This window comes from Paraglaciecola sp. (genome assembly GCF_039964565.1).
GTDB lineage: Bacteria > Pseudomonadota > Gammaproteobacteria > Enterobacterales > Alteromonadaceae > Paraglaciecola.
In genome coordinates this window covers 245258-267743 of sequence record NZ_JBDVXF010000044.1, presented here as the reverse complement: position 1 = coordinate 267743, position 22486 = coordinate 245258, and the positions used below count along the sequence as shown (strand labels likewise).

Here is a 22486-nt window from a genome sequence, read left to right as displayed (position 1 = left end):
TAATTTTCCTTCGAAATGCGTATTAGTTGCCGTAACAAGCAGCTGAATATTGTGTCAATACTTCAGAGATTTTATGAAAAATCAATTCTTTAGTATCCCTACCGATTTCACCGTTAACAATGGCACAGTATTGGTTAGGCATATATTGACTAATTAAAGTAAGTGGTGGTTGGCTATCGTCCAAGTTTTTAAGCAATTTCTCTAAAGTTGCCGTTACTTCTGGTTGCGGCCAATAATAACGAATGCGATCGCTCAAACTATATTGACAATCGAGTGCCTGAGCTTTGGCCTCTTTTGAATAGTACTTTTCCCAGTAAACAGGGTTTTCTCCCATGACTCGTAATAAAGTTTGCTTCAAATTCGCACGGTTATCTTTTTCAATCCACTCTTGCTCAATTAAGTCTAGCGCCCAACAGGCTTCACGCAAGGCGTAGGTTAGCCAAGGACCTACTTTCAAAATTGCAAAATGGCCTTTAACCAAGTCAGACAAATGTTGTGCAGTTTGATAATCGGTTGAATGAGCTTCGTACACCATCAAAGGATCATGTTCAATGTATTGACTCAATGGCATTGCAAGCTCAGGTTTGAATGCCATTACTTTATGGTGGTCAAACTCCACGCCAGGTTGAACAACTAAGCCAATGATTCTAGGCCAAGTATCTTCTAAACCAGCTTTCAAAAATTCACTTTTATGGATGAAAATAGTTTGTGTCGCCGCTTCAACAGAAGTAGGAGTCAATTCATCAAGTCCTTCATGGGCCCCACCGGGAACAGGTACTTCAGTTCCAATAATATAGACCGGGGCCTCTCCACCACTAGCTTTCCAAGCATTTTCAGCGACCTTACATAATCTTGCTGCACGTTGAGCAACAAGATCATCTCCTAAAGGTACAGGATCATCAGCACATGACATGGAGCAATCTAAATGAATTTTTCTGAATCCGGCTTTAACGTAATCAGCGATTAACACGTCTGATTTAGCCATGGCTTCTTCTGAAGTCAGATTTTGCCAACAATTAGGACCTAAATGATCACCGCCAAGAATAACTTGTTGGCGAGGTAATCCTACTTTATCTGCAATAGAGTAAACAAGGGCACAAAAATCTACGGGCAATAACCCTGTGTATCCACCAAATTGGTTTACTTGGTTAGAAGTTGCTTCTAACACCAAGCATTCTTTATTCTGTAACGAATGCAACATTGCGGCTTCAATTACCAGCGGGTGAGAGGAACATACCGAGTATACACCTGTGACATCTCCACTTTTATGTTGCTGAACCATATCTAACAACGCTTTCAAATGAATCCCCTTAAGTCTAAATCATAATTCGTAACGCTTGAGGGTATCGTAACGCAAATAAATACAAAACGAAACATAATTATCCTTAAAAAGACAACTTGAAACACAAAAAATCAATAAAAACCCTCCAAACAGCTACAAAAAGTAAAGCTTAAATCTATTTTACTTCATTTTATTATCCAACCACCTTGACAGTAGTTTCAGTTAGCTTCATTATCAATCGCAATACGGGACACAGCTTATTATTTATAACTCACAACAAAGCATAATAAATGAGAGGGTAATCGTTATGATTGGAAAACTAGAGAACAAGTTTAGAAAAACCGCCATTACAAGCGCTTTAATAGCAACTTTTAGCGCGACTATTACTGTTGCACAAGAAACTGACGAGTCAGAAGTCATTGTAATTACAGGGGTAAGAAGTAGCTTAGCTGAATCACTAGCCAATAAGAAAGATGCGAAATCTCTGGTTGATTCAATTGCCGCAGAAGAACTTGGACGCTTTCCCGACGATAACGTTGCCGATTCCCTGTCTCATATTGCAGGTATTACCGTCAGCAGAACCCGAGGAGGTGAGGCTCAATATGTAAACATTCGTGGCCTGGGGCCTGAGTTTAGTATTGTTACCCTCAATAATCGTATTTTAGCTACCGATGACGGCGGGCGTAACTTTGCCTTTGACGTTATTCCATCGGAAATGATCAGTGGCGCGGATGTGTGGAAAACTGTGCAAGCCAAAAATATCGAGGGAAGTATTGGTGGAGCAGTTAATCTCAAGTCGGCTCGCGCTTTTGATAACCCCGGAATGCAAGGCATAGTATCGGTGACCGGGGATTACAATGACTTGTCAGAAGAAGTAGGTAAAAAATTCAATGGCGTCTTTAGTAATACTTTTGCAGATGACACGGTAGGACTAATTATAGGTTTAAGCTCTTCTTCGGGTACCGAAAGAGCTGATGAAATGTTTGATAATTATGTGTTTGGCGTTGATGACGGAATTAACTATGACGTTAATAAAGACGGTGTAATTAGCTCAAACGAAGAAAATTTAGTGGTGCCTGGTTCCTACGCTTTAGGCTCTTATGCGACAGATTTTAGTCGTACTGGCCTTACCTCTTCTTTGCAGTGGCGTCCAAATAGCCGTCTAGAGATAACCGCAGATGTCATGCTAACTAAATTAGAAGCCGATGCTACCGGATTTACCCAATCCTTTTATATGGTGGATGAAAGCGAGTCACAAAATCGCTTATCTAATATAGTGTTAGACGGCAACGTCATCACACAAATGGACATTGCCGATGTCAGTATGGAGGTGGTCACACTTGACGATCATCGTACCGTAGATACCAGCATGTATGCAGTTACAGCAGAATATATGCTGACCGACGATTTAACTCTTAAAGGTGACATTTATCAGTCAAACTCAGAGCGAGATTCTGGTGGTAAAAATACTTACGTCGTAGCTGGCAACCCAGGAACTCATACAGGTACTTATAAGCTAAACGAGGGTGGATTACCCGATTATATTCCCAACTGGACGGAAGGGCGTTCGTCCGATGATTTTGGCAACGATGATTTTTCGCCACACTGGGCGGCCCGTGATGGCAGCGATATAAAGGATGAAGTCACGGGGTATACATTAGATGGCGATTGGCAATTTGATCACGAATTTTTAGTGAATGTGGATTTTGGGATCGCCTATACTAGCCGTAACAAAACCAATACCGCCTACGATAACTACACAGACGGTGCCTGTAATTATTGTGGTTATCCTTTCACTTTTGGCGAAGTGGGTGCTGAGGTTGTATTACCTTTCCCTTATGACAATTTATTTGATGGTGAATCTGGCAATATTCCCCGCTCATTTCCCATATTTAGTATCCCAGCCTATGCCTCTGGACTAGCAGCAGCTGATGGCTTAACCCTCACGGATTATAACGGCAATACTCGTACTTTTGGTGCCAATGAATCAGCGCTATGGGAACCCGTATATAATCCTGTCAATTCTTACGATATTACAGAAGACACCACTGCACTTTATTTTCAGGCTAATTTAGAAGGCGAAAATTGGTATGCCAATATGGGAGCTAGATGGATTGACACACAAGTGAGCGCTTCTTATTCATATAATAGTATTTTGTCTATAGAAATAGTCGACCCTAACTCCTCTAATCCATCATGGGATGTTGTTTACTCAGACAGTTCTGACCAAGCAGCAAAAGGTAGTTATAGCAAACTATTACCAGCTATTAATGCTGGTTACTATATAAAAGAAGACTTGTTACTGAGAGTCGCCGCCGCACAATCGTTATCTCGTCCAACACTTGACCAATTAGCACCTTTGACTACCGACAACGCACAATCTGGCTTATTTACTATGGATATCAGTGGTAATCCAGCCATTGAGCCTGTTTTTTCAGATCAATATGATTTGGCGCTAGAATGGTATTTTGCTGAAAACAGCTTAATTGGTGCGTCGATATTCCGAAAAGATTTAGAAGGTTTTATCACCTCGAATACCACCAATATCGAAATTGCAGGTGAAATCTTTACTGTTACACAACCTATAAATGGGGATTCTGCCGAAGTAACAGGTTTTGAGTTAGTACTACAAAAATTCTTTGAAAACGGATTTGGCGTTACGGCTAGTTATGCCTATACCGACTCAAGCACTATCGTAGATGGAGAGGATGCTGGTGCGTTAACAGGTGTCGCGGATAATTCGTACTCTTTATCACTTATCTATGAAAAAGACAAAATCAGCGCTCAGGTTGCGCTAGATTATACCGGCGAATTAGTATCTGACCCTTTTAGTCCTTTAGGTGATAGCTACCAGAGTACTATGGAAGAAGTATCTATGGTCAGTGCTTCAGTCAACTATAGCTTGACTGATAATGCACAGTTATTTATCGAAGGTAATAACTTATTGGGAGAGTCAAACCGTATCTTCCAAGGACGTAGCGATTTACCTGGAAATATCCAGATATATGGCAGAACCATTAAATTTGGTGCCCGTTACAACTTCTAGAAGTAGATTTATCAAGGAGCTCAACAGACACTGTTGGGCTCCTTACTTTTATGTCTAGACTTTGTTACGCGGCACAAAAAAGAGGTGGTCAGTTGCTTAACCAAAGTTGCTAACCAGAAGCAATTGATGACTTAGCTGTGCAACACTTACTAATAAGAACAAGAGAGAAACCGAATATGCAATCTAAAAAATGGCTAATTTTCGCAGTAGTAACTACCCTAGCTTGGGGGCTTTGGGGGGCACTCACCGGTATATTCGCTGACGAAAGTATTCCGTCAACCATGGTGTATGCCATTTGGGCACTAACGATGATCCCACCTTGTATTGTTGCCCTCAAATTAATTGGCTGGAAATTAGAACTTGATCGCCGTTCAATTTTACTGGGTTGTACTATTGGTCTATTAGGCTCTGGTGGCCAAATGTTACTATTCCAAGCGGTGAATGTTGGTCCCGCCTACTTAATTTTTCCCATTATTTCTCTATCCCCCATTATTACAATTGCCTTATCTTTTGGTCTTCTCAAAGAGCGCACGGGTAAGTTAGGAGCAATTGGCATAGTGCTGGCTCTTGTCGCCTTACCACTATTTGAGTATTCACCAAGCGATGGTCAACAAACTGAAGGGGTCTTGTGGTTTGTTTTGGCACTCATAGTCATGGCGGCTTGGGGCTTACAAGCTTACTTTATGAAGTTTTCAAACGAAACCATGAGCGCTGAAAGTATCTATTTCTATATGACAATAACCGCGATTGCGTTAATTCCTGTGGCATACGCCATGACCGATTTTCAACAAGACATAAACTTCAGCGCATCGGTTATATCTACAACCGCTGGGATTCAAGTCCTTAATTCTATTGGCGCCTTGTGTTTGGTTTACGCCTTTAGGTACGGCAAAGCCATAGTAGTATCGCCACTGACCAATGCAGGCGCTCCTCTTATATCTGCAGTTTTAGCGATTATTTTGATGGGAGTTATACCCACAGATGTCAAAATTATGGGGATCGCCTTAGCTATTATCGCCGCCATTATTTTAGCCATCGAACCTGAAGAAAAGACCACCGTAAATCAAAAAATCGATTGATCAGCAAACATGGTGCAGCTCGTTAAACGAAACAAAACGATACACGTAAGCCTTGGATTAGCAGCCATTATACTTTTGGCTGCTTGTTCTGACGCTCATTCGCCTAGTGCGCCCGAGCAACAATCCGACCATTACACTATGTTAGATTATGCCAAATTGGCAAAAATAGATGCTCATGTACATGCCAACTCCAGTGACCGCAGTTTTTTAGAACAAGCGAAATTAGATAATTTCACTTTATTGTCTATTAATGTTGATTACCCTGATTTTCCCAGTATTGCCGAGCAACGTAAGGTTGCACTGCAACTTAAGCAACTAGACGAGGAACAATTCCAATTTGCCTCCACATTTTCAATGGACAATTGGCAACACGAAAACTGGCAGGAAACAGTCATTGAGGATATTGATTTAGCGATTAAACAAGGAGCAAAAGCAGTTAAAGTCTGGAAAAATATTGGTATGAGTCACAGAGATGCTAAAGGTGACTTAGTCATGATTGACCACCCGAGCTTTGCTCCTATCTTCGAACATATGAAAAACAACAATTTGCCACTAGTAGGCCACCAAGGTGAACCTAAAAATTGTTGGTTACCTTTGGAAGAAATGACAGTTAACAATGACCGGCAGTACTTTGCTGCTCATCCCGAATACCATATGTATCTGCATCCAGAATTTCCAAGCTATGAAGATCAAATGCAAGCTCGAGACACTATGTTAGTCAAAAATCCACAGCTGCGCTTTATGGGCGCACATATGGCCAGTTTAGAATGGAGTGTTGATGAATTAGCTGAGTTTTTTGAGCGTAATCCTCTCGCTGTAGCTGATATGGCAGCACGCTCTGGTCAAATTCAATATCAATCAGTACTAGATCGCTACAAAGTACGTGAGTTTTTCATTAAATATCAAGACCGTATTTTATACGCGACTGATCTCACTCATAACCCTGGGCGTGATCCAGAAGCATTCAAGCAAGAAGTTAGGAATAAATGGCATCAAGATTGGAAATACCTGAGCACTTCAGAGGTGTTGCAAGTGCCAGAAGTTGACGGAGTGATTAAAGGATTGGCATTACCCAAATCAGTCATCAACAAAATCTATCGTAGAAATGCACAACGATTTTTTGATTTAACAACTCACTAACCCCTCTATTCATATATCAATTATTGTTTTTTATGGAGTTATAATGAAAATTACATTTCGAAACAAGCTAGTACTGGCTTTCTGTGCCGTTGGGCTAGTCATTAGTGTGGCTGGCTGTAGCCAAACTACGAACCCAGCCATAGTGCCAGATGCAGCACAATCTGAAGCAGTTTATTCGGTTAAGAATACACAAATAACGATTGAGTTCGATCACAACCTACATAGCCGGGTTGTCTCTAATCTAAATGCAGACTCTAAAACACTTGGCGCATTTCAAGCTAGTGAGTATGTTTTATTGCAAAGCGGTGAAACTGTGGCAGATTTTGCTTTTGTTAGTGCTAACGAAACTAAAATCGAAACCGATTTAGGTGCCGGCAGTCAATCTGTAATTGTTGGTCAATCAGACGCAGGCTTACAAAAAATCGCTTCGATTAGCCGATTTGACCGCTACCCATCAATGTTGTTCTTTAAAGTTAAATACAGCAATACAACTGAACAACCCATCAAAATCACTAAATGGATAAATAACCATTACACAATAAACAAAGGTCCAGCGGCCAACTCTCAACAAGCCGCATTTTGGTCTTATCAAGGCGCCTCTTTTGCAGACAGACGGGATTGGGTGATGCCTTTAGAACCTGGCTTTTATCAACAAAATTATATGGGTATGAATGCCTCAGACTACGGTAGTGGAACGGCCATCTCAGACGTGTGGACAACCACAGGAGGGATCGCTGTAGGTCACAGTGAAGTGGATCCTAAATTAGTGGCAATACCGGTGAGTTTTCCTGAAAACGAAGGTGCTGCGCAACTTCATATCGAACTGGAAAAAACACGGTCGTTAGAGCCTGGTGAATCAACTAGCACCTTAGAAACCTTTGTTAATGTGCATCAAGGCGATTACTACGCCACTCTTAAAAATTACCGCAATACTATGGCCGATAAAGGCCTAAAAATAGACGAAATCCCTGATTCGGCCTATGAATCAATCTGGTGTGCGTGGGGTTATGAACGTGATTTTAGTGTAGATGAAGTGCTTGCCACCTTGCCTAAAGCCAAGGAAATGGGACTGAAATGGGCAGTACTAGACGATGGTTGGCAAACCGCTGAAGGAGATTGGTATTTGCATCCAGACAAATTTCCAAACGGCGATGCCGATATGCAAGCCTTCGTAAAAGAAATCAACGATCAAGGTTTAAAAGCCAAACTTTGGTGGGCGCCTTTAGCGGTGGATCCGGGTACCGATTTATTACATGAGCACTCAGACATGTTATTACTCGATGAATGGGGCGCGGTGCATGATGTCACCTGGTGGAATAGTTTTTACTTATGTCCCGCTTATGAAGGCACCATCGAATACACCAAAGAATTAGTCAAAAAGATGATGGGCACTTGGGGTTACTCTGGATTAAAAATTGATGGCCAGCACTTGAATGGTGTCCCCCCGTGTTACAACCCTAAACATAATCACAAGTCCCCTCAAGAATCGGTAGAGAAACTCGCCGAGTTCTGGAAGATGGTCTACGACACTGCCCGTGAAATAGATAATGAAGCCGTTGTCGAAATATGCCCCTGTGGTACTTCCTATGCATTTCATAACTTACCCTATATGAACCAAACTGTAAGTTCAGATCCTCTGTCATCTTGGCAAGTACGTTTAAAAGGAAAAACCCTAAAAGGGTTGATGGGAGAATCCGCACCCTACTACGGTGACCACGTCGAACTCAGCGACAATGCCAGCGATTTCGCTTCATCTATGGGCATAGGAGCAGTAGTAGGCACTAAGTTCACTATTCCTTCTGAGAACAAAGCGGCAGAAGCCTTCTTATTAAATGCAGAACAAGAAAAAGAGTGGACTAAATGGATAGGCTTGTATAACAAGAAAATGTTGCCCAAAGGAGAATATTTAGGAGAGTTATACGACATTGGTTTTGATTTACCAGAAGCTCACGCTATCGCAAAAGAAGACCGTTTGTATTATGGCTTTTATGCCAAAGCGTGGAACAAAGACCTAGAACTAAGGGGCTTACAAGCAGGCCAATATCAGGTATTTGACTACATTAATAATAAAAATTTAGGCACGGTTACCGGTCCAATTGCCAAATTACCTGCCAAGTTTAACGACTATCTACTATTGGAGCTCATACCTATTGCAAACGCTGAATAAAATTATGAAGTCAGCAAAACAGCTAATTAGTTTACTCGTATTAGTCAGTTGTGGCCTGTGTGTTGAATACGCACAGGCAGTGGCTATTAATGAACCCGCGCCTCCATTTACAATTGAATCCTTACAAGACAAACAACCCATTACTTTGTCGCAGTTTGAAGGCAAAGTGGTGTATTTAGATTTTTGGGCTTCGTGGTGTGGTCCGTGTCGGCAGTCCTTCCCATTCCTCGCAGAATTAAAAAAAGAGTATCAGCAATATGGTTTTGAAGTACTGTCGGTTAATTTGGATGAAAATCCTCAACTAGCAACACACTTTCTTAAGCAGTTTCCGGTTAACTTCGTCCATTTGAAAGGTTTTAATTCTGACATAGCCGAAAAATACAAAATTGAGGCGATGCCCACCGCTTTTTTTATTGACGCCTTAGGACGAGTAAGGCTTATTCATAAAGGTTTCAATCCTGATCACAGAACTTTTTTAAGAGCGGTTTTAGAGAAATTGATTGCTGAAAATCAAGAGTAATAGACGACAAAGTGAAACCAATAGTTGTTTAAATGTTTCATTGTGACTATTATCTGCAGCAATCGACTCAGACTGAAAGTTAAGAAAAAGGATCACGAATGCGCGATACCAGCCAAAGACGAGTAGAAATTTCTCGAATGCTCAAAGAAAAAGGCAGTGTCCAAGTACCAAGTCTGTCTGAGATGTTCAAGGTTTCTACAGTTACAATCAGAAAGGACTTAAGGTTTCTAGAAAAACAAGGTCTTGTGGCACGTTAAGACGTAAAAGCCAGTCATTTTTCGGAAGTTTGGCAGAAAATACTTTGAAAGAACTTCATGTAGACAAACTATTTTTAGGTGTGGATGGTTTTCATATGGAGCGGGGTATTACTACCCATTTTGAAGCAGAAGCATTACTTAATAAGTTAATGTGCAAAGTGGCAAGTGAAGTCATAGTGGTGACGGATTCATCCAAATTTGGCCATGTTTGTTTACACAAAATATTGGAGCCAAGTGGAGTAAGAAAAATTGTCACCGATCAAAATATTCCCAAAGACTATCATGAAGGTCTGCAAAGATTGGGCATAGAAGTCATTATCGTTGAAATATAATATCAATCAGCGTAACCGCTACCTAAGGCTCTAAAAGGCAACTCTAACCCCAATTCAGGTACTTGTAATCCAACCCATTGCGGAAAAGTGTTGCTATTGGGGCCCGGAAACAAAGTGTATTCGTTGGCCCAAGGGTAGCGAGCAACGGCTTCAGATATCTCTGGGATCAACTGCTTGGCTTTATCACCTTGTAACGATAAGAGTTTTTGTGGCTTAGCTCCATACCAATAACGATCGGGCGTTGCGGTTTGATAAATACGCAACGCTGGCAATCCACTCTTTACGCGCCAACCAACGACTTCGTAGACAGTATACTCTGCTGCATCTTGCGGCTTAACTGCAATCCAAGTATGAACAGCAAACCAACCTCTCCAGCTGAACGCATCGGCTGCGTAGACTTCTATAACAGCGCGTTTTTCTTTAGTGGGATCAACAGCTATACCGGCAGGCTCTCGACTGGCGTCACGCCAATCAGTATTGCTACAGCTCACAAGTAACCCTATGAATAATATAAACACAATGCCTTTATTCAACATTCACCTCAACTGATTGCGTAAACTTATAGCCAATATCAGAGCCTCTTTCACACCATATGTTAAACCGTAATTGAGTCTTTCACCGCTACTTTTGACCATAAATGAGAGCAATTTTCGACAAAAGCCTGATGGATAGGGTGTGCTTGATATTCACTTTGGCCGGCTAAATCATCGAACATCATTAATTCTGATACCTGAAAACTGTTATCAACCACATCACGTTTTTCAGTGGTAGCGGGCAAACCTATATGTAACACTTTTACAGTTGGGACTTGTCTAAGGGTTTGCAGTCCGGCGATTAGTTGATCGCGGTCAGCTATAGAATCTGGGTTTTTCAACCAAAAATATGCGGTATGAATCAATTGTGTTTTTGTTTCCATTAATTGTTCTCCTTTTACCGAACCCGCAACAAGACTTGCTCCGGTTATAGCCATAAATTGTCTTCTAGTTATTTTACTCATTTTAACTGGTCTCTTTATTTTTACTCGAAAGTCATCATTATTGCTTTTCGTGTTTAGTAGTCAAACTTTTTGCAAACGTTTACAAATAAAAAAACTATTCACTATATTTTCGTATCACGGCAACTTTACCATCTTCAATTTCTAGGACTTCAACTGTGTCATAAGATAAAGTGATGACTTCCCCACTTTGTGGATGTGTGCCCCTTGATTGAGTGTGATACTTAATAATGACCACCTTGTATCCGGTGACCACGCTTTTGAGGGTAGCAGTGTACTGGTTATGAGTTCCTAAATAATAAAGCATTCCTTGCAACATTTTGTGTTTGCCGTCGGGCTCCCTAGTCGCATCAGGATCATAAGGTAAATGCTGATGTCCAACATCATCTTTAAGTAAACTGAGGTAGTCCTGAATGTCGCTTTCCACGGCATGTGGGGATTGTGTCGCTTTCCAAGCATCGAAATACTCTTGGGCGAATTGTTCTGCATCGAATTCACTAGAACTTGCTGTGGCGGCCCCCGTGAAAAGTAACCAAGCTATCAATACAACAACTTTTCTCATTCTAAGGTCCTTTATTCTAATTGGAAACAAGAAGTGCGCTCATTGTAGTTAGTCATCCACTTCAACTTTTATCCATTGCTGCTGATGCTTTATCACTTCAAATCTTGCCCATTGATGAAACTCTGAGCGTAAACAAATATTGGTTTCGTAGCTGCCATCACCAGCCAGCACTTTATATATCACTTTATCACGATACGACGGGCTGTTGTTTGGCGCAGCATCAACGACTTGCCGAATACTCCACAAACTGCCAATTTTACCATTGCTGTAAATGTGACCCGCGATAATTTCCGCCGGGTGTGTGATATTTTTCTCAGCATGTTGTTTGGCTAATTCTAACAAGTCAGCTAGACCTTCTGGGGTAATATCTACGTAGGAGTCTAACTCCTGCATCGCAGCGGCAAAATCTTCATGAGTCAATTCAAATTGCCTGTCCTTGGGTTTTGTAACTACGGCTTTTCTAAATATATGGGCTAAATGAGCAGGATATCTACGCCAAGTAAAGAATGCGTTGTAAGCAATTCCGAGCAATAAAATCACAACAAGGTTTATGCCAACTGGCACTAATAAGTAATGATATCCAAGGTCAGTGATGACTGAGCCACCCACCACCACGGTTAACGCGGTAGCGCCACCAGGGGGATGAATACAATGTAAATAATACATAGCCCCAATTGCTAGACCGACCGCCAACCCGGCGATAATAAAAGCATTGCCAAATAATTTAAAACAAGTCACGCCAATGACACCCGAAATAAGGTGCCCGCCAATAACAGCCCAAGGTTGCGATAAAGCGCCATGGGGTACAGCAAAAAGTAACACTGCACTGGCTCCCATAGAAGAAATGACCAGAATGCCACTGTTGGAATCTAAAGTACCTACTTCTATAAGGATGCTTGTTAACCAGATAATTCCAGATATGCTAATTAAACCGCCAAAGGCTGAAATAATTTTTTCTGTGTGGCTAGTAGAATTGGCTGTCAAACCAATCAGTAACGTCATCTCGTTGACTAAGTGTTTAAACGTCATTTTTGAATCATTTCGCACCAAATTGGTGCTGGATACTAAAAGGTAAATAGGGCTTTTTGCAAGCCATTTCCTATATAGATTGCACAAAATAAGTGCGATTTTTTATTTGAAAACACCTGTAATCTTGATATTTCAACATCCATTGTTAAGTAAGGTTCGGCCGGAACATATCTCCGGCGACCAATTAGAGCATCTTGTTGGCTAAGTTAATTGCATCCACAACCGTCTTTGAAAATTGTACCTCTTCGCGACTATTATTAATGCCAACCCGGTGTAATTTAGCAGCCATTCTTTGTTGCAAACCACTAATAATTAGACGTATGTGTTGTTTAGAGAGACTCTCCGTTATGGACTCCATTGCTACAATAGCACTCATATCAAGCATATTGACTTCAGTCATATCGAGTATCACAACACGAAGGTTGGGTGTGACTGTAGAAATGGCTTGCAGTGCCTTTTGCGCAGAGCCAAAGAACAACGAACCATTAATGTCATATATAGCAACGCTATCAGGCAAATCACCATAGTCTTCATGGTTTTTCTCAACCTTAGTTGTGCTGGTTATTGTAATACTTTTGCGAATAAACAACATAGATGCCAATCCTATGCCTACCGCGACAGCAATAGTCATATCGAATAAGACAGTGAGCAAGAAACATAAAATAAGAACAATTACATCATCTCTGGGGGCTATTTTGATCGTCCTGACGAAATGTTTGGGTTCGCTCATATTCCATGCAACCACTAACAATAGTGCCGCCATAGATGCCATAGGTATATAAGCTAGTAATGGCGTCAACGCCAATATCGCTCCAAGAATAAACAAACCGTGTATTACCGAAGCAAGTGGCGAACTACTGCCTGCTTTAATACTGGCGGCGGTTCTGGCAATCGCTGCCGTAGCGGGTATTCCACCAAATAGTGGAGCGACAATATTCCCCAACCCCTGTCCAATAAGTTCGTCATTAGAATTGTGTTTTTTACCCGTCATTCCATCCGCAACCACCGCACATAATAGTGATTCAAGCGCCCCTAATATTGCTATTGTGATGGCAGATGGCAATATCAATTTGATAAGCTCGAAACTTAAACCTATAGGTGTACCGTCAGCACCCGGTAAGTTCCATGGCCACTCGAAACTAGGCAATATTGCAGGAATGCCGTTACCTGTTATGCCATTTAATTCATAGTGAAACCGACTCCCAATTGTAGCTATTGAAAAGTCCTGGCTGAATTGGCTAAGTAACCATGCAGTCAATGAGCCTAAAAGGAGCGCAATCAAGTGGCCAGGGATTTTAGAGCGTATTCGTGGCCACAGTAGTAGTGTAGTGATTGTTAAGCCACCGATAAGTAGTTCTTGCCAGTCAACTGTTGGCAACGAATTCATTATCAACAAAAGTTTATCGAGATAGTCCCCATCCATTGATTCGATATCAAGACCTAAAAAATCCTTTATTTGAAAGGTGCCAATCACCACACCTATACCCGCAGTAAACCCGATAATGACTGGGTAGGGAACAATTTCAATAAGCTTGCCGAACTTACCTATGCCCATCAATATCAAAATCAAACCCGCCATAAACCCACTTACCAGTAATCCGCCTATTCCAAACTTCTGAACAATGGGCAATAGCACAACAACAAACGCGGCGGTAGGGCCTGAAATATTCACTTTTGAGCCACCACCAATGGCGATAACAATGCCAGCAATAATAGCTGTGTACAAACCATGTTGTGGAGGGACGCCACTTGCAATGGCGAGCGCCATAGAAAGAGGCAGTGCGATAACCCCAACAGTTAAACCAGCAAGAACGTTAGCTTGAATTTCCGAAATTTTCATTCCGCTAACTAAAGATTTCCTTAATGCTGAAAACAACTTGTACTCCTTTAATATGATCTACCAAAAAATTAAATTTGATTCCTTTTGTCTTGCCGTAAAATACTTGAGAATAACGGCACACATAGAAAACGTTTATGTATACAAGAACGAGTGAAAACAGTTATCAGTGTGATGTTGTCGATACTTTTAAAAAGTAGCGGTAGCAGATAAAGCCAGGTCGATTGAACATTAACGCCAAGTTTTCAATGAATACAAAACTATAAGGCGTAGTTAGTACCAACTAACTTTTTTATTCGAAGTCGATGGATCGACTCACATGTCTTCTAAACTGTAAAAACACATTCACTAGTTAGATATAAGTTACCATGCCGCCGGTTAAATTCTTAATACCCAATAGTTCTTTTATACTTTTAGCGACTCAATTTTGACCAAAAATAAAGAGCGGATGGTGAGCTGATTCACAATAGACTACCAGACGTTGTTGTAGATTATCTATCGAGGTAATGTTTCTATCGTTACATAGCGCATACACTGTGTTAACTGTAACAAAAAGTCCTAGAACAAGAGCCTTTGCCTATCACAACATTTGCTATGAGTCTTATCATCAAGCTTCATCCGAGTTTAGGACTGCGGCCTCTTTTTTAAGTTTTTTAGCGTTGATCCTATCGGTTTTTTCGATTCGCTTTTGCTTTTTGCGCTGGTTTTTATCCGCTATGATCTTGATGGCCTCTGGTTGCGACAAGTGAGGATGTTTGGCGAGTAACTCTGCAACCTTTCCATTAATTTTGGTCATGGTTTTACCTTGTGGTTAGTATGTTATAGATAATTATATGCTGTCGAACTCAAGAAACACATAGATCTTTACTTAACCTGAGCTCGGGTTACTTAGTACCAATCCGTAATGATAACTGCTCACTCAGCGAGATTCTAAAGTGCCTTAATCAAGGCGTTTGAAAAAGGCCTAGGGTGCTAAGTCGAGTTCGGACAACACAGACTAAGGTGCTTTAGAATTCGCCCAAAGGGAATGCGCTAGGCGAGCAGCGATAATCACTTCGATGCGTTTGCAAGCGCTAAGCCTCATCTTCACTCAATCAATGAAAGCCAGCTTTCGTCACGCTCTTAATCATCTTTTGGATACTTTTAGTTAAAACCCTACAGTTCGTTGATTTATGCCACAACCCGTAAATGTTAGTTTGATACATCGCTTGCAAAGAATAACCATCAAACAATGTAGCTAAATTTTCGAGGTGTATTGAGATTGTTTCGAAACTTTATTTAAATCTAGCCATGCATTCTAATTTTTTGGTAAATAGCGATGGGTTTCTTGTTATTGTTTACTCAATTATTAGAGAAATAAGCTTAGATGATAAGGAATGAAAGTATGAAAAAGTCTATGTTAGCTGGTTTGTGCTGCATATTATTAGGCACGGGGTGCGCTTCTACGCCACCACCATTAGGTGTTAAAAACGGGCAACTGACCCCATGTCCTGACAAACCCAATTGTGTGAATAGTTATACGTCAGATAAAGCGCAATATGTGGCACCCATTCAATTGACAGGAACCACACAATCAATAAAAAACAATATTTTAACCGCTCTTAAAGAAATGCCTAACTCAACCGTCACAGCAACTCAAGTCAACTATGTAAGGGTAGAATTTACCTCTAGTATTTTTAGATTTGTAGATGATGTAGAGTTTTATTTTCCTGACACCAATACGACCGAAACCACAGTCCACCTTCGTTCAGCATCTAGAGTTGGCTATTCAGATTTTGGTGTGAACCGAAAGCGCATTCAAAACATCCGCGACCAGTTTGTAACTCTTAGTGAATAAAAGTTCTGCTTAGGTTACTTAGCTTAAACAGGCCTTTTAAAGATACCAATAGTGATTTTCTAGTACTCAACTATTGGTATTTCCCAACGCCCCTATTTTCTTAGTGCTTCCCTTACTCACCATTTTCGCTTCATTTTTTTAACAATTTACTTACGTTTTTAGATTTTAAACACATTTGCAGCATTTGAATCAAAAATTGTCCCAGTTCATATCGTACACTGCTAACAATTAAATTTTATGTCCGTTGCTGATCAGCAAACGTAGTTCTAATTTTGGGAGAAAATGGTGATGAATTTGAAAAAAATGTGTTGTGCGCTAGGGCTACTCCCAGCATTGCTAATTGCACAGACTACAGTAACAGTTGATACCAACAATCCCGGAAGCCAAATTAATAAGAACATTTACGGCCAGTTTATGGAGCATCTAGGACGTGGAATTTACGAAGGTGTTTGGGTTGATGACGACAGCAACATTCCTAACACTAATGGTTATCGTAACGATGTAGTGCAAGCCTTACGAGAACTTAAGGTACCTTTGCTACGTTGGCCGGGAGGCTGTTTTGCTGATCAATACCATTGGCAAGATGGTATTGGTCCTCGTGATCAGCGACCTAAAGGAGTCAATACAACTTGGGGGGGGGTAATTGAACCCAATAGTTTTGGTACCCATGAGTTTCTAAATTTTGCGGAAATGCTGGATGCCGAGGTGTATGTTAACGGCAATTTAGGAACCGGCAGTCCAAAAGAAATGGCACAATGGTTGGAGTACATGACCTCCGAAAGTGACTCAACCTTAGCCAATATGCGCCGCCAAAATGGCAGAGATAAGCCTTGGCGTGTTCATTACTTCGCCATCGGTAACGAGTCTTGGGGCTGTGGCGGCAGTATGAGTCCAGAATATTATGGTAACTTATATAAACATTTTGCTACCTTCCTTAAAACCCCAGCGAATAATAGGCCAGTGTTGATTGCCAGTGGCGGGTATGATCATCACCTTGATTGGACCGAACATCTATCTTCTTTAGAGCAAAACTTTGCATATCGCTTAGAAGCTATTGGACATCATTACTACACCCTGCCGACTGGAGATTGGGACAAAAAAGGCAGTGCCACAGCGTTTCCAGAAAGGGAGTGGATTTCTACTCTTTCTCGCACCTTAGCTATGAAAGATATTCTCGAGCAAAACCTCGCCATATTGGAAAAGAATGATCCACAAAACAAAATTGGCTTCTATGTTGACGAATGGGGAACATGGTACGATGTAAGTCAAGGTGATCCAGGATTTTTGTATCAACAAAATAGTATTCGCGATGCTTTAGTTGCCGCATTAAACTTGAATTTATTTCATCAACATGCGGAGCGTGTGCAGATGAGCAATATTGCTCAAATGGTGAATGTGCTTCAGGCGATGATCCTTACCGACCAAGAAAAAATGCTGCTAACCCCCACCTATCATGTGTTCCGAATGCACAATGTCTTTCAAGATGCGACCTATTTACCGGTGTCTTTAACTGGCAATCCTGAGTATACATTAGAAGAATATTCGATACCCAAAGTCAGTGCTAGTGCCGCGAGAGATAACAGCGGCAAGGTATGGGTTACCGTAGTCAACACTCACCCTAGAGAATCTGAAACAGTTGAAATGGCAGGCAAATACAGCTCTTTAGTCGGTGAAGTACTTAGTGCCGATAAAATGGATGCGCACAATTCCTTTGGAGCACCAAACGCAGTTGCACCAGTGGAGTTTAAATCGACGGCCAGCGGTGGCAAATTACGTTTCAAATTACCTGCTAAATCAGTGCTTGTTGCAGAGTTAAAATAAATCTTTATAGCTATATTTGAGTGTTACTTACCTTAATAAGGTTTCTGGCGTTCAATTGGCTTTTCTATGAGTTGTTCGACCTATAAATTTACAACAGTCAATTTATAGGTCTTCGCTACTGCCAACTTTGCGTTTAACTGCGCGCTTTTTGCCATACTTTTTTCCATACTTTCTCTTTCTATTCCACCACAAATAGCCACCCGTAACGACCAGTACCAAAGGCGTCAGCCCAGCAATACACCATAATATTTTTGGAATAACGCCAGCAAAACTACCAAAATGTAAACGTCTGATACTATCGTCGAATTTGCGCAAAATGTTGCCCTGCCTGATGTCGTCAATGCTCAATAATTTGCCATTGTTTTTATCAAAGCCAACCCAACTATTGTAATCACTGTACAAGGGATTATGGGTAGTGACATGTCCAAACACAGTAAAATGACTGACCGCATCAAATGGAAAAAGTAGGTAAGTGGGGGTAAACCCCGGCAATTGCTTTTGGCTGTCATCTAATAGTTTATCTATCGAAATATCATCACTATATAAACGCTCGGTTAACACCCATGTCTCTTCTTCTGCGGTATGACTGATTTCATGGATAAACTCTTTGGCATTCCAATAGACACCTGTCAGTCCAATCACAAGTAAGATGGGCGATGCGAGCGTGCCAAACATTTTATGAATGTCGCTAAACAACACTAACTTTACGGCCTTGTAGCGCAGTGTAAACAGCCTTGCATAAAATTTTCGATAGATGATAAGCCCACTGATCCCTAAAAACACTAACACCAGGCCAAAAATAAACACGATAAAAATACCGCTACCATGCAACAAAAAGCTGTAATGTAACTCAACCAGCCAATCTGTTAGGTCTGAGCCTGTTCGCACCGGAGCACTCAATATTTGCTCGGTGTACGGATTTAAATAAACCTTGTACCAATCTTGGGTATGACGCTTTAGCAAGTAAACCGCATCGGCTCGGTACTGGTTATCAAATATTTCCCAGCTGCCAATTTCATAATCAGGTAACGCATTATTTATTTGCAGGGCGAGTTGGTCCATGCTGATACGCGTGTCGGCGCTCTCAATCAAAACCGTTTTATCCTTCATTAGCAACGCATCGATTTCTACTTTAAATACTAGCAGCCCACCGGTAACACAAATCACAAGCAAGGGAGCAAAGCAGGTAATTGCCAACCAAGAATGCAGTTTAAATAGCTTTTTACGCATACCTACTGTAACCCTTCAAAATATACAGCCACCTGAAAAATAGTAATAAATAGGCTTAAGTGTGATTGATAAACAATAACATTTAAGCCTTAATTAACAGTACCTAGTTAGATCACCAATAAACGCAGCTCGTTAATAACGCCAAGCAATAGTCGCTTGTACTTGACGAGGGGCCGCATAATAACTTTGAGTCCAGTACAAGCTAGTAAGATATTTTTTATCCAATAGATTCGAAACATTAAGAGCTAAATCAATGTTGCTGTTTAATTGGTAGCGAGCAAAAGCATCAACCGTTGAATAGGCTTTTTGATCAACCCGTACTGCACCGGCGGCGTTGTAAATATCATCTTGCCAACGATAACTGGCACCTACAGATAAAGCAGGTATGTAATCGAAATAATACGAGGTGGCCACCTTTACTGTTTTAAGTGGAATATAAGTACGAATAGCCGTGCCATTGTCGTCTTCTATATGAAAAAGATAGGTTGCGCCAGCACTAACATTTAAGTTGTTAGTGACTGCCCCTATTAGCTCTAGTTCAAGACCTTCAGTGTCGTATGTCACACCGTCGTATATGTTAACTCCATCAATCACTTCACCAAATTCGGCCAAGTTATCCAGTTCTGAGCGAAACATAGCAAAAGACGCGCTGGATAACTTATCATCAAACGCATATTTAACGCCCAGCTCAGTATTACTGCCTTGGGCTACACCAATAGATTTGTAATCTCTGCCTATGAAGTTTTGTGGGGTAAACACTTCACTATAGCTACCGTAGGCAGAAATATTGTCAGAAAAGTGATACACCAAACCAGCATATGGCACGGTTTCTTCGGTTTCACTTTCGTTGACCACACCATAATTGTAACCCTCTTGGGTGATCTTCATATGCCTTGCGCCAAACAAAATAGAAAAGTTATCTAACACATTTAAGCGAGTGGCAAAGTAAACAGAGTTGTGCTCTTGCTCATCTTTGTGACCGGTTGAAAACACATCGAAATCAGGAAATTCCATCGCCGCGCTAGAACCGTCAGCCCAGTTGGCACCTAACACTGGATAGCCGTCTGTGTAGTTATAAAGCGATAAACCAAACAAGTCTATTTGCGCATAGTTGTAACCCACTATTAGCTCATGCTTACGTCCAAATGCATCAATAGCACCACTTACGAAAACATCAGCAATGTCTTGTTTTTCGTCCATGTTATAGCCATAAGCATACCCTAACAGGCCAATCTCAGTGTCTTTATCTGGGAGCTCGTAGGTATAAAATAATTCTGACTCCATTGCTATTTTGTTGCGGCTATATTGGGCATTTAAGCTCCAATTTTTAGAAAGGCCTTGTTTAAGTTCTATAAACGTACTGTTTCTATCTGTATCTCTAAATGCCCAGTCGGTGGCTGTGTTAGTAGACACCGGGTAATCAGTCATAGAACCATCGGTGTAATGCAAAGGTAAGGCGCCAGACATACTGCCTTTAACGTTATTAGCGTTGTAACTATGACCAACAGTTAGTAAAGTGGAATCGCTCAAGTCTGCTTCAACTATGCCATAAAATACATTGTTATCATCAGAATAGCGGTCAAGATAACTGTCTCCTTGGTCTTTTACTGCCACCAATCGCCCTCTCACAGAATCGGTAATCTCACCAGATAAGTCACCCTCTAATCGACCTCTAGCGTTTTCACCTAAAGACAACGCCACACTCGCACTGGTGTCTTGGGTAGGTCGTTTACGAATATAATTCACCGTGGCAGAGGGGTTGGCTAACCCGGTAATTAACCCGGCCGCACCTTTCACCACTTCAACTTGTTCAAATATTGCCGAATCTTGATGACCATCGGCTAAACCCGACGAAAAAGGTACTCCAACCGAATCAAATTGAAAGTTAACAATATCGAATCCCCTAGCGGTGTAATACGTTCTGTCGGTTTCTATATTTTCAACGGTTACCCCTGGGGTAAAGGCTAAAACATCATTAATGCTAGTAAGTGAAAAATCCTCTATGTGAGGTCGAGACACCACTGTCACAGTTTGTGGTGTATCAGCCATAGATAAGCCCAACCTAGTAGCCGAGTTACTTAGCCCTTGTTCACCATAAACACGGATACGCTCTACTGAAGTTTCTTCATTATCAGTTTTGTTACTCGCTTCATCAGCGATAGCGCCGCTTAACGTTAAGGTAGCCAATACCCCTAAAGTTGTTTTACTAAATAAATACCGCAAGAGAGTCTCCACTTAATTTTTGTGTTGTTCTTAAAATTGCGGGGAGAATACCAGCGCCCAAATGGTAATGCAAACTATTATCATTTGGGGTAGATAAAGTTAAGTTTTCGTGCTTACCGGTCTAGGTTAAGTGCGACAACATCCAATTAAGATTTAATTTTTACAATAAAAAGCCGACTTTCGCCGGCTTCTTATTGAATACTTAAGGTGAGTAAGGACTAGTACAACAATCCGTATATTTTGCGCCTAAATGTTGACTTAAGCGGATCGCCATCCGGTAGGGCATTAATCATATCTAACGTTAACTTTTTGGCTTCGCCAAAGTTTAAGTCTTTATATAATACCGACATAATAAGCCCTAAGGCTTCTTCGGTTTGATTTGCTTGGTGTAATTGCACCGCTAGTTTTACTTTAACGTCTAAATCATCTGGCTTTGCCGCTAACTCAGCTTGCAAGGCTTTAATTTCCGGCGACTCCGCGGCTTGTTCGGCTAATTCAATTTTGCCTAAGATACTTTTATATAACGCATCTTGATCTACTAAACCAATAGTACTCAACAACTCTTTGGCCTGTTTAATTTGTCCAACTTCGACTTGGCAATCGGCTAACAACAACTTAATATCGGCTCGCTGTGCGTTCAAATCATGGGCTTGTTTTAACAAAGAATAAGCTTGTTGATAATCGCCTGCGCTGACAAGCTCAACGGCTTGTTCATATAGGGCATCCTCTGGCTTAGGCAGGTGTTTTTCAAAACTAGCAATAATTTCTGCTTCAGTCTGCACACCAGCAAAACCGTCTATGGGTTGACCTTCTTTTACCAAAATAACTGTAGGTAAGTTTTGCACACCAAATTGCGCGGCAATTTCTTGTTGTTGCTGGCAATCCACTCTTGCATGTAGCAAGTTACCACTAAACTTAGCCGCGACATTGGCAATAATGGGCGCTAATTGTTGACTAGGTTCGTAACCTTCAGCCCAAAACTCTACCATCACGACCTGAGTTTGCGAGTCTTGCAAAATGACTTGTTGGAAATTTTCTGGGGTAATATCAACCACGTTATTCATAATAGAGTCCGTAAACTTTTGTGTGAGCTTTGGATGGGGTCAAATCAATGAAACTCAAGGCGTTGT

At 41.1% G+C, this 22486-nt stretch carries 19 protein-coding genes; 9 read left to right on the top strand and 10 right to left on the bottom strand.

What is annotated here, in order from left to right; translation table 11 throughout:
• Positions 1 to 22: 22 nt before the first annotated feature.
• Positions 23 to 1300 (bottom strand): D-tagatose-bisphosphate aldolase, class II, non-catalytic subunit, encoded by a 1278-nt coding sequence (locus ABJK37_RS20970; protein WP_348357912.1) that lies wholly within the window; start codon positions 1298 to 1300, stop codon positions 23 to 25.
• Positions 1301 to 1589: 289 nt separating this feature from the next.
• Between ABJK37_RS20970 and ABJK37_RS20965 the strand changes: the two genes are divergently transcribed.
• The 7 genes from ABJK37_RS20965 (at position 1590) to ABJK37_RS20935 (ending at position 9823) form a co-directional block, all read left to right on the top strand.
• Positions 1590 to 4328: a TonB-dependent receptor gene (locus ABJK37_RS20965; protein WP_348357910.1), complete on the top strand. Its 2739-nt coding sequence runs from the start codon at positions 1590 to 1592 to the stop codon at positions 4326 to 4328.
• Positions 4329 to 4504: 176 nt separating this feature from the next.
• Positions 4505 to 5407 (top strand): DMT family transporter, encoded by a 903-nt coding sequence (locus tag ABJK37_RS20960; protein ID WP_348357908.1) that lies wholly within the window; start codon positions 4505 to 4507, stop codon positions 5405 to 5407.
• Positions 5408 to 5416: 9 nt separating this feature from the next.
• Complete coding sequence (locus tag ABJK37_RS20955; RefSeq protein ID WP_348357907.1) at positions 5417 to 6547, top strand: amidohydrolase family protein; 1131 nt, start codon at positions 5417 to 5419, stop codon at positions 6545 to 6547.
• Positions 6548 to 6590: 43 nt separating this feature from the next.
• Positions 6591 to 8714, top strand: a complete 2124-nt coding sequence (locus tag ABJK37_RS20950) for a glycoside hydrolase family 36 protein (RefSeq protein ID WP_348357906.1) — start codon at positions 6591 to 6593, stop codon at positions 8712 to 8714.
• A gap of 4 nt (positions 8715 to 8718) precedes the next feature.
• Positions 8719 to 9234 carry a TlpA disulfide reductase family protein gene (locus ABJK37_RS20945; RefSeq protein WP_348357904.1) on the top strand — a complete coding sequence of 172 codons (516 nt, stop codon included), beginning with the start codon at positions 8719 to 8721 and terminating at the stop codon, positions 9232 to 9234.
• A 98-nt stretch (positions 9235 to 9332) separates the two neighbouring features.
• Entirely contained in the window at positions 9333 to 9491 is a 159-nt protein-coding gene (locus ABJK37_RS20940; RefSeq protein WP_348357903.1) for a DeoR family transcriptional regulator, read from the top strand.
• 44 nt (positions 9492 to 9535) lie between these two features.
• Positions 9536 to 9823 (top strand): hypothetical protein, encoded by a 288-nt coding sequence (locus tag ABJK37_RS20935; RefSeq protein ID WP_348357901.1) that lies wholly within the window; start codon positions 9536 to 9538, stop codon positions 9821 to 9823.
• A gap of 2 nt (positions 9824 to 9825) precedes the next feature.
• Here ABJK37_RS20935 and ABJK37_RS20930 read toward each other — a convergent pair whose 3' ends face one another.
• The 6 genes from ABJK37_RS20930 to ABJK37_RS20905 all read right to left on the bottom strand — a co-directional run bounded on the left by ABJK37_RS20930 (position 9826) and on the right by ABJK37_RS20905 (position 15041).
• On the bottom strand, positions 9826 to 10359 hold the full coding sequence (locus tag ABJK37_RS20930) for a DUF3750 domain-containing protein (protein WP_348357899.1): 534 nt from the start codon (positions 10357 to 10359) through the stop codon (positions 9826 to 9828).
• A gap of 59 nt (positions 10360 to 10418) precedes the next feature.
• Positions 10419 to 10820: a Dabb family protein gene (locus ABJK37_RS20925; RefSeq protein ID WP_348357897.1), complete on the bottom strand. Its 402-nt coding sequence runs from the start codon at positions 10818 to 10820 to the stop codon at positions 10419 to 10421.
• A gap of 94 nt (positions 10821 to 10914) precedes the next feature.
• Positions 10915 to 11379, bottom strand: a complete 465-nt coding sequence (locus ABJK37_RS20920) for a nuclear transport factor 2 family protein (protein ID WP_348357895.1) — start codon at positions 11377 to 11379, stop codon at positions 10915 to 10917.
• 48 nt (positions 11380 to 11427) lie between these two features.
• Positions 11428 to 12408, bottom strand: a complete 981-nt coding sequence (locus ABJK37_RS20915) for an HPP family protein (protein ID WP_348357893.1) — start codon at positions 12406 to 12408, stop codon at positions 11428 to 11430.
• A 184-nt stretch (positions 12409 to 12592) separates the two neighbouring features.
• Positions 12593 to 14284: a C4-dicarboxylic acid transporter DauA gene (gene dauA, locus ABJK37_RS20910; RefSeq protein ID WP_348357891.1), complete on the bottom strand. Its 1692-nt coding sequence runs from the start codon at positions 14282 to 14284 to the stop codon at positions 12593 to 12595.
• Between the two features lie 568 nt (positions 14285 to 14852).
• Positions 14853 to 15041: a hypothetical protein gene (locus ABJK37_RS20905; RefSeq protein WP_348357889.1), complete on the bottom strand. Its 189-nt coding sequence runs from the start codon at positions 15039 to 15041 to the stop codon at positions 14853 to 14855.
• A gap of 588 nt (positions 15042 to 15629) precedes the next feature.
• Here ABJK37_RS20905 and ABJK37_RS20900 point away from each other — a divergent pair.
• The gene (locus tag ABJK37_RS20900; RefSeq protein ID WP_348357887.1) at positions 15630 to 16082 is read left to right on the top strand and encodes a DUF1499 domain-containing protein; all 453 of its coding nucleotides are present in this window, start codon (positions 15630 to 15632) and stop codon (positions 16080 to 16082) included.
• A 288-nt stretch (positions 16083 to 16370) separates the two neighbouring features.
• Complete coding sequence (locus ABJK37_RS20895) at positions 16371 to 17903, top strand: alpha-L-arabinofuranosidase C-terminal domain-containing protein (RefSeq protein ID WP_348357885.1); 1533 nt, start codon at positions 16371 to 16373, stop codon at positions 17901 to 17903.
• A gap of 102 nt (positions 17904 to 18005) precedes the next feature.
• Here ABJK37_RS20895 and ABJK37_RS20890 read toward each other — a convergent pair whose 3' ends face one another.
• The 3 genes from ABJK37_RS20890 to ABJK37_RS20880 form a co-directional block, all read right to left on the bottom strand.
• Positions 18006 to 19133, bottom strand: coding sequence for a PepSY-associated TM helix domain-containing protein (locus ABJK37_RS20890; protein WP_348357883.1), 1128 nt, complete (start codon positions 19131 to 19133; stop codon positions 18006 to 18008).
• Positions 19134 to 19265: 132 nt separating this feature from the next.
• Positions 19266 to 21356, bottom strand: coding sequence for a TonB-dependent siderophore receptor (locus ABJK37_RS20885; RefSeq protein WP_348357881.1), 2091 nt, complete (start codon positions 21354 to 21356; stop codon positions 19266 to 19268).
• Positions 21357 to 21574: 218 nt separating this feature from the next.
• Positions 21575 to 22420, bottom strand: a complete 846-nt coding sequence (locus tag ABJK37_RS20880) for a tetratricopeptide repeat protein (protein WP_348357879.1) — start codon at positions 22418 to 22420, stop codon at positions 21575 to 21577.
• Positions 22421 to 22486: the final 66 nt, after the last annotated feature.

What these genes read in the sequence shown, in the direction of transcription:
- ABJK37_RS20890 (WP_348357883.1), bottom strand. Translation starts at nt 19,133, where the DNA reads ATGCGTAAAAAGCTATTTAAACTGCATTCTTGGTTGGCAATTACCTGC.
- ABJK37_RS20915 (WP_348357893.1), bottom strand. Translation starts at nt 12,408, where the DNA reads ATGACGTTTAAACACTTAGTCAACGAGATGACGTTACTGATTGGTTTG.
- ABJK37_RS20945 (WP_348357904.1), top strand. Translation starts at nt 8,719, where the DNA reads ATGAAGTCAGCAAAACAGCTAATTAGTTTACTCGTATTAGTCAGTTGT.
- ABJK37_RS20955 (WP_348357907.1), top strand. Translation starts at nt 5,417, where the DNA reads ATGGTGCAGCTCGTTAAACGAAACAAAACGATACACGTAAGCCTTGGA.
- ABJK37_RS20960 (WP_348357908.1), top strand. Translation starts at nt 4,505, where the DNA reads ATGCAATCTAAAAAATGGCTAATTTTCGCAGTAGTAACTACCCTAGCT.
- ABJK37_RS20900 (WP_348357887.1), top strand. Translation starts at nt 15,630, where the DNA reads ATGAAAAAGTCTATGTTAGCTGGTTTGTGCTGCATATTATTAGGCACG.
- ABJK37_RS20895 (WP_348357885.1), top strand. Translation starts at nt 16,371, where the DNA reads ATGAATTTGAAAAAAATGTGTTGTGCGCTAGGGCTACTCCCAGCATTG.
- ABJK37_RS20965 (WP_348357910.1), top strand. Translation starts at nt 1,590, where the DNA reads ATGATTGGAAAACTAGAGAACAAGTTTAGAAAAACCGCCATTACAAGC.
- ABJK37_RS20925 (WP_348357897.1), bottom strand. Translation starts at nt 10,820, where the DNA reads ATGAGTAAAATAACTAGAAGACAATTTATGGCTATAACCGGAGCAAGT.
- ABJK37_RS20940 (WP_348357903.1), top strand. Translation starts at nt 9,333, where the DNA reads ATGCGCGATACCAGCCAAAGACGAGTAGAAATTTCTCGAATGCTCAAA.
- ABJK37_RS20905 (WP_348357889.1), bottom strand. Translation starts at nt 15,041, where the DNA reads ATGACCAAAATTAATGGAAAGGTTGCAGAGTTACTCGCCAAACATCCT.
- ABJK37_RS20920 (WP_348357895.1), bottom strand. Translation starts at nt 11,379, where the DNA reads ATGAGAAAAGTTGTTGTATTGATAGCTTGGTTACTTTTCACGGGGGCC.
- ABJK37_RS20950 (WP_348357906.1), top strand. Translation starts at nt 6,591, where the DNA reads ATGAAAATTACATTTCGAAACAAGCTAGTACTGGCTTTCTGTGCCGTT.
- ABJK37_RS20930 (WP_348357899.1), bottom strand. Translation starts at nt 10,359, where the DNA reads ATGTTGAATAAAGGCATTGTGTTTATATTATTCATAGGGTTACTTGTG.
- ABJK37_RS20880 (WP_348357879.1), bottom strand. Translation starts at nt 22,420, where the DNA reads ATGAATAACGTGGTTGATATTACCCCAGAAAATTTCCAACAAGTCATT.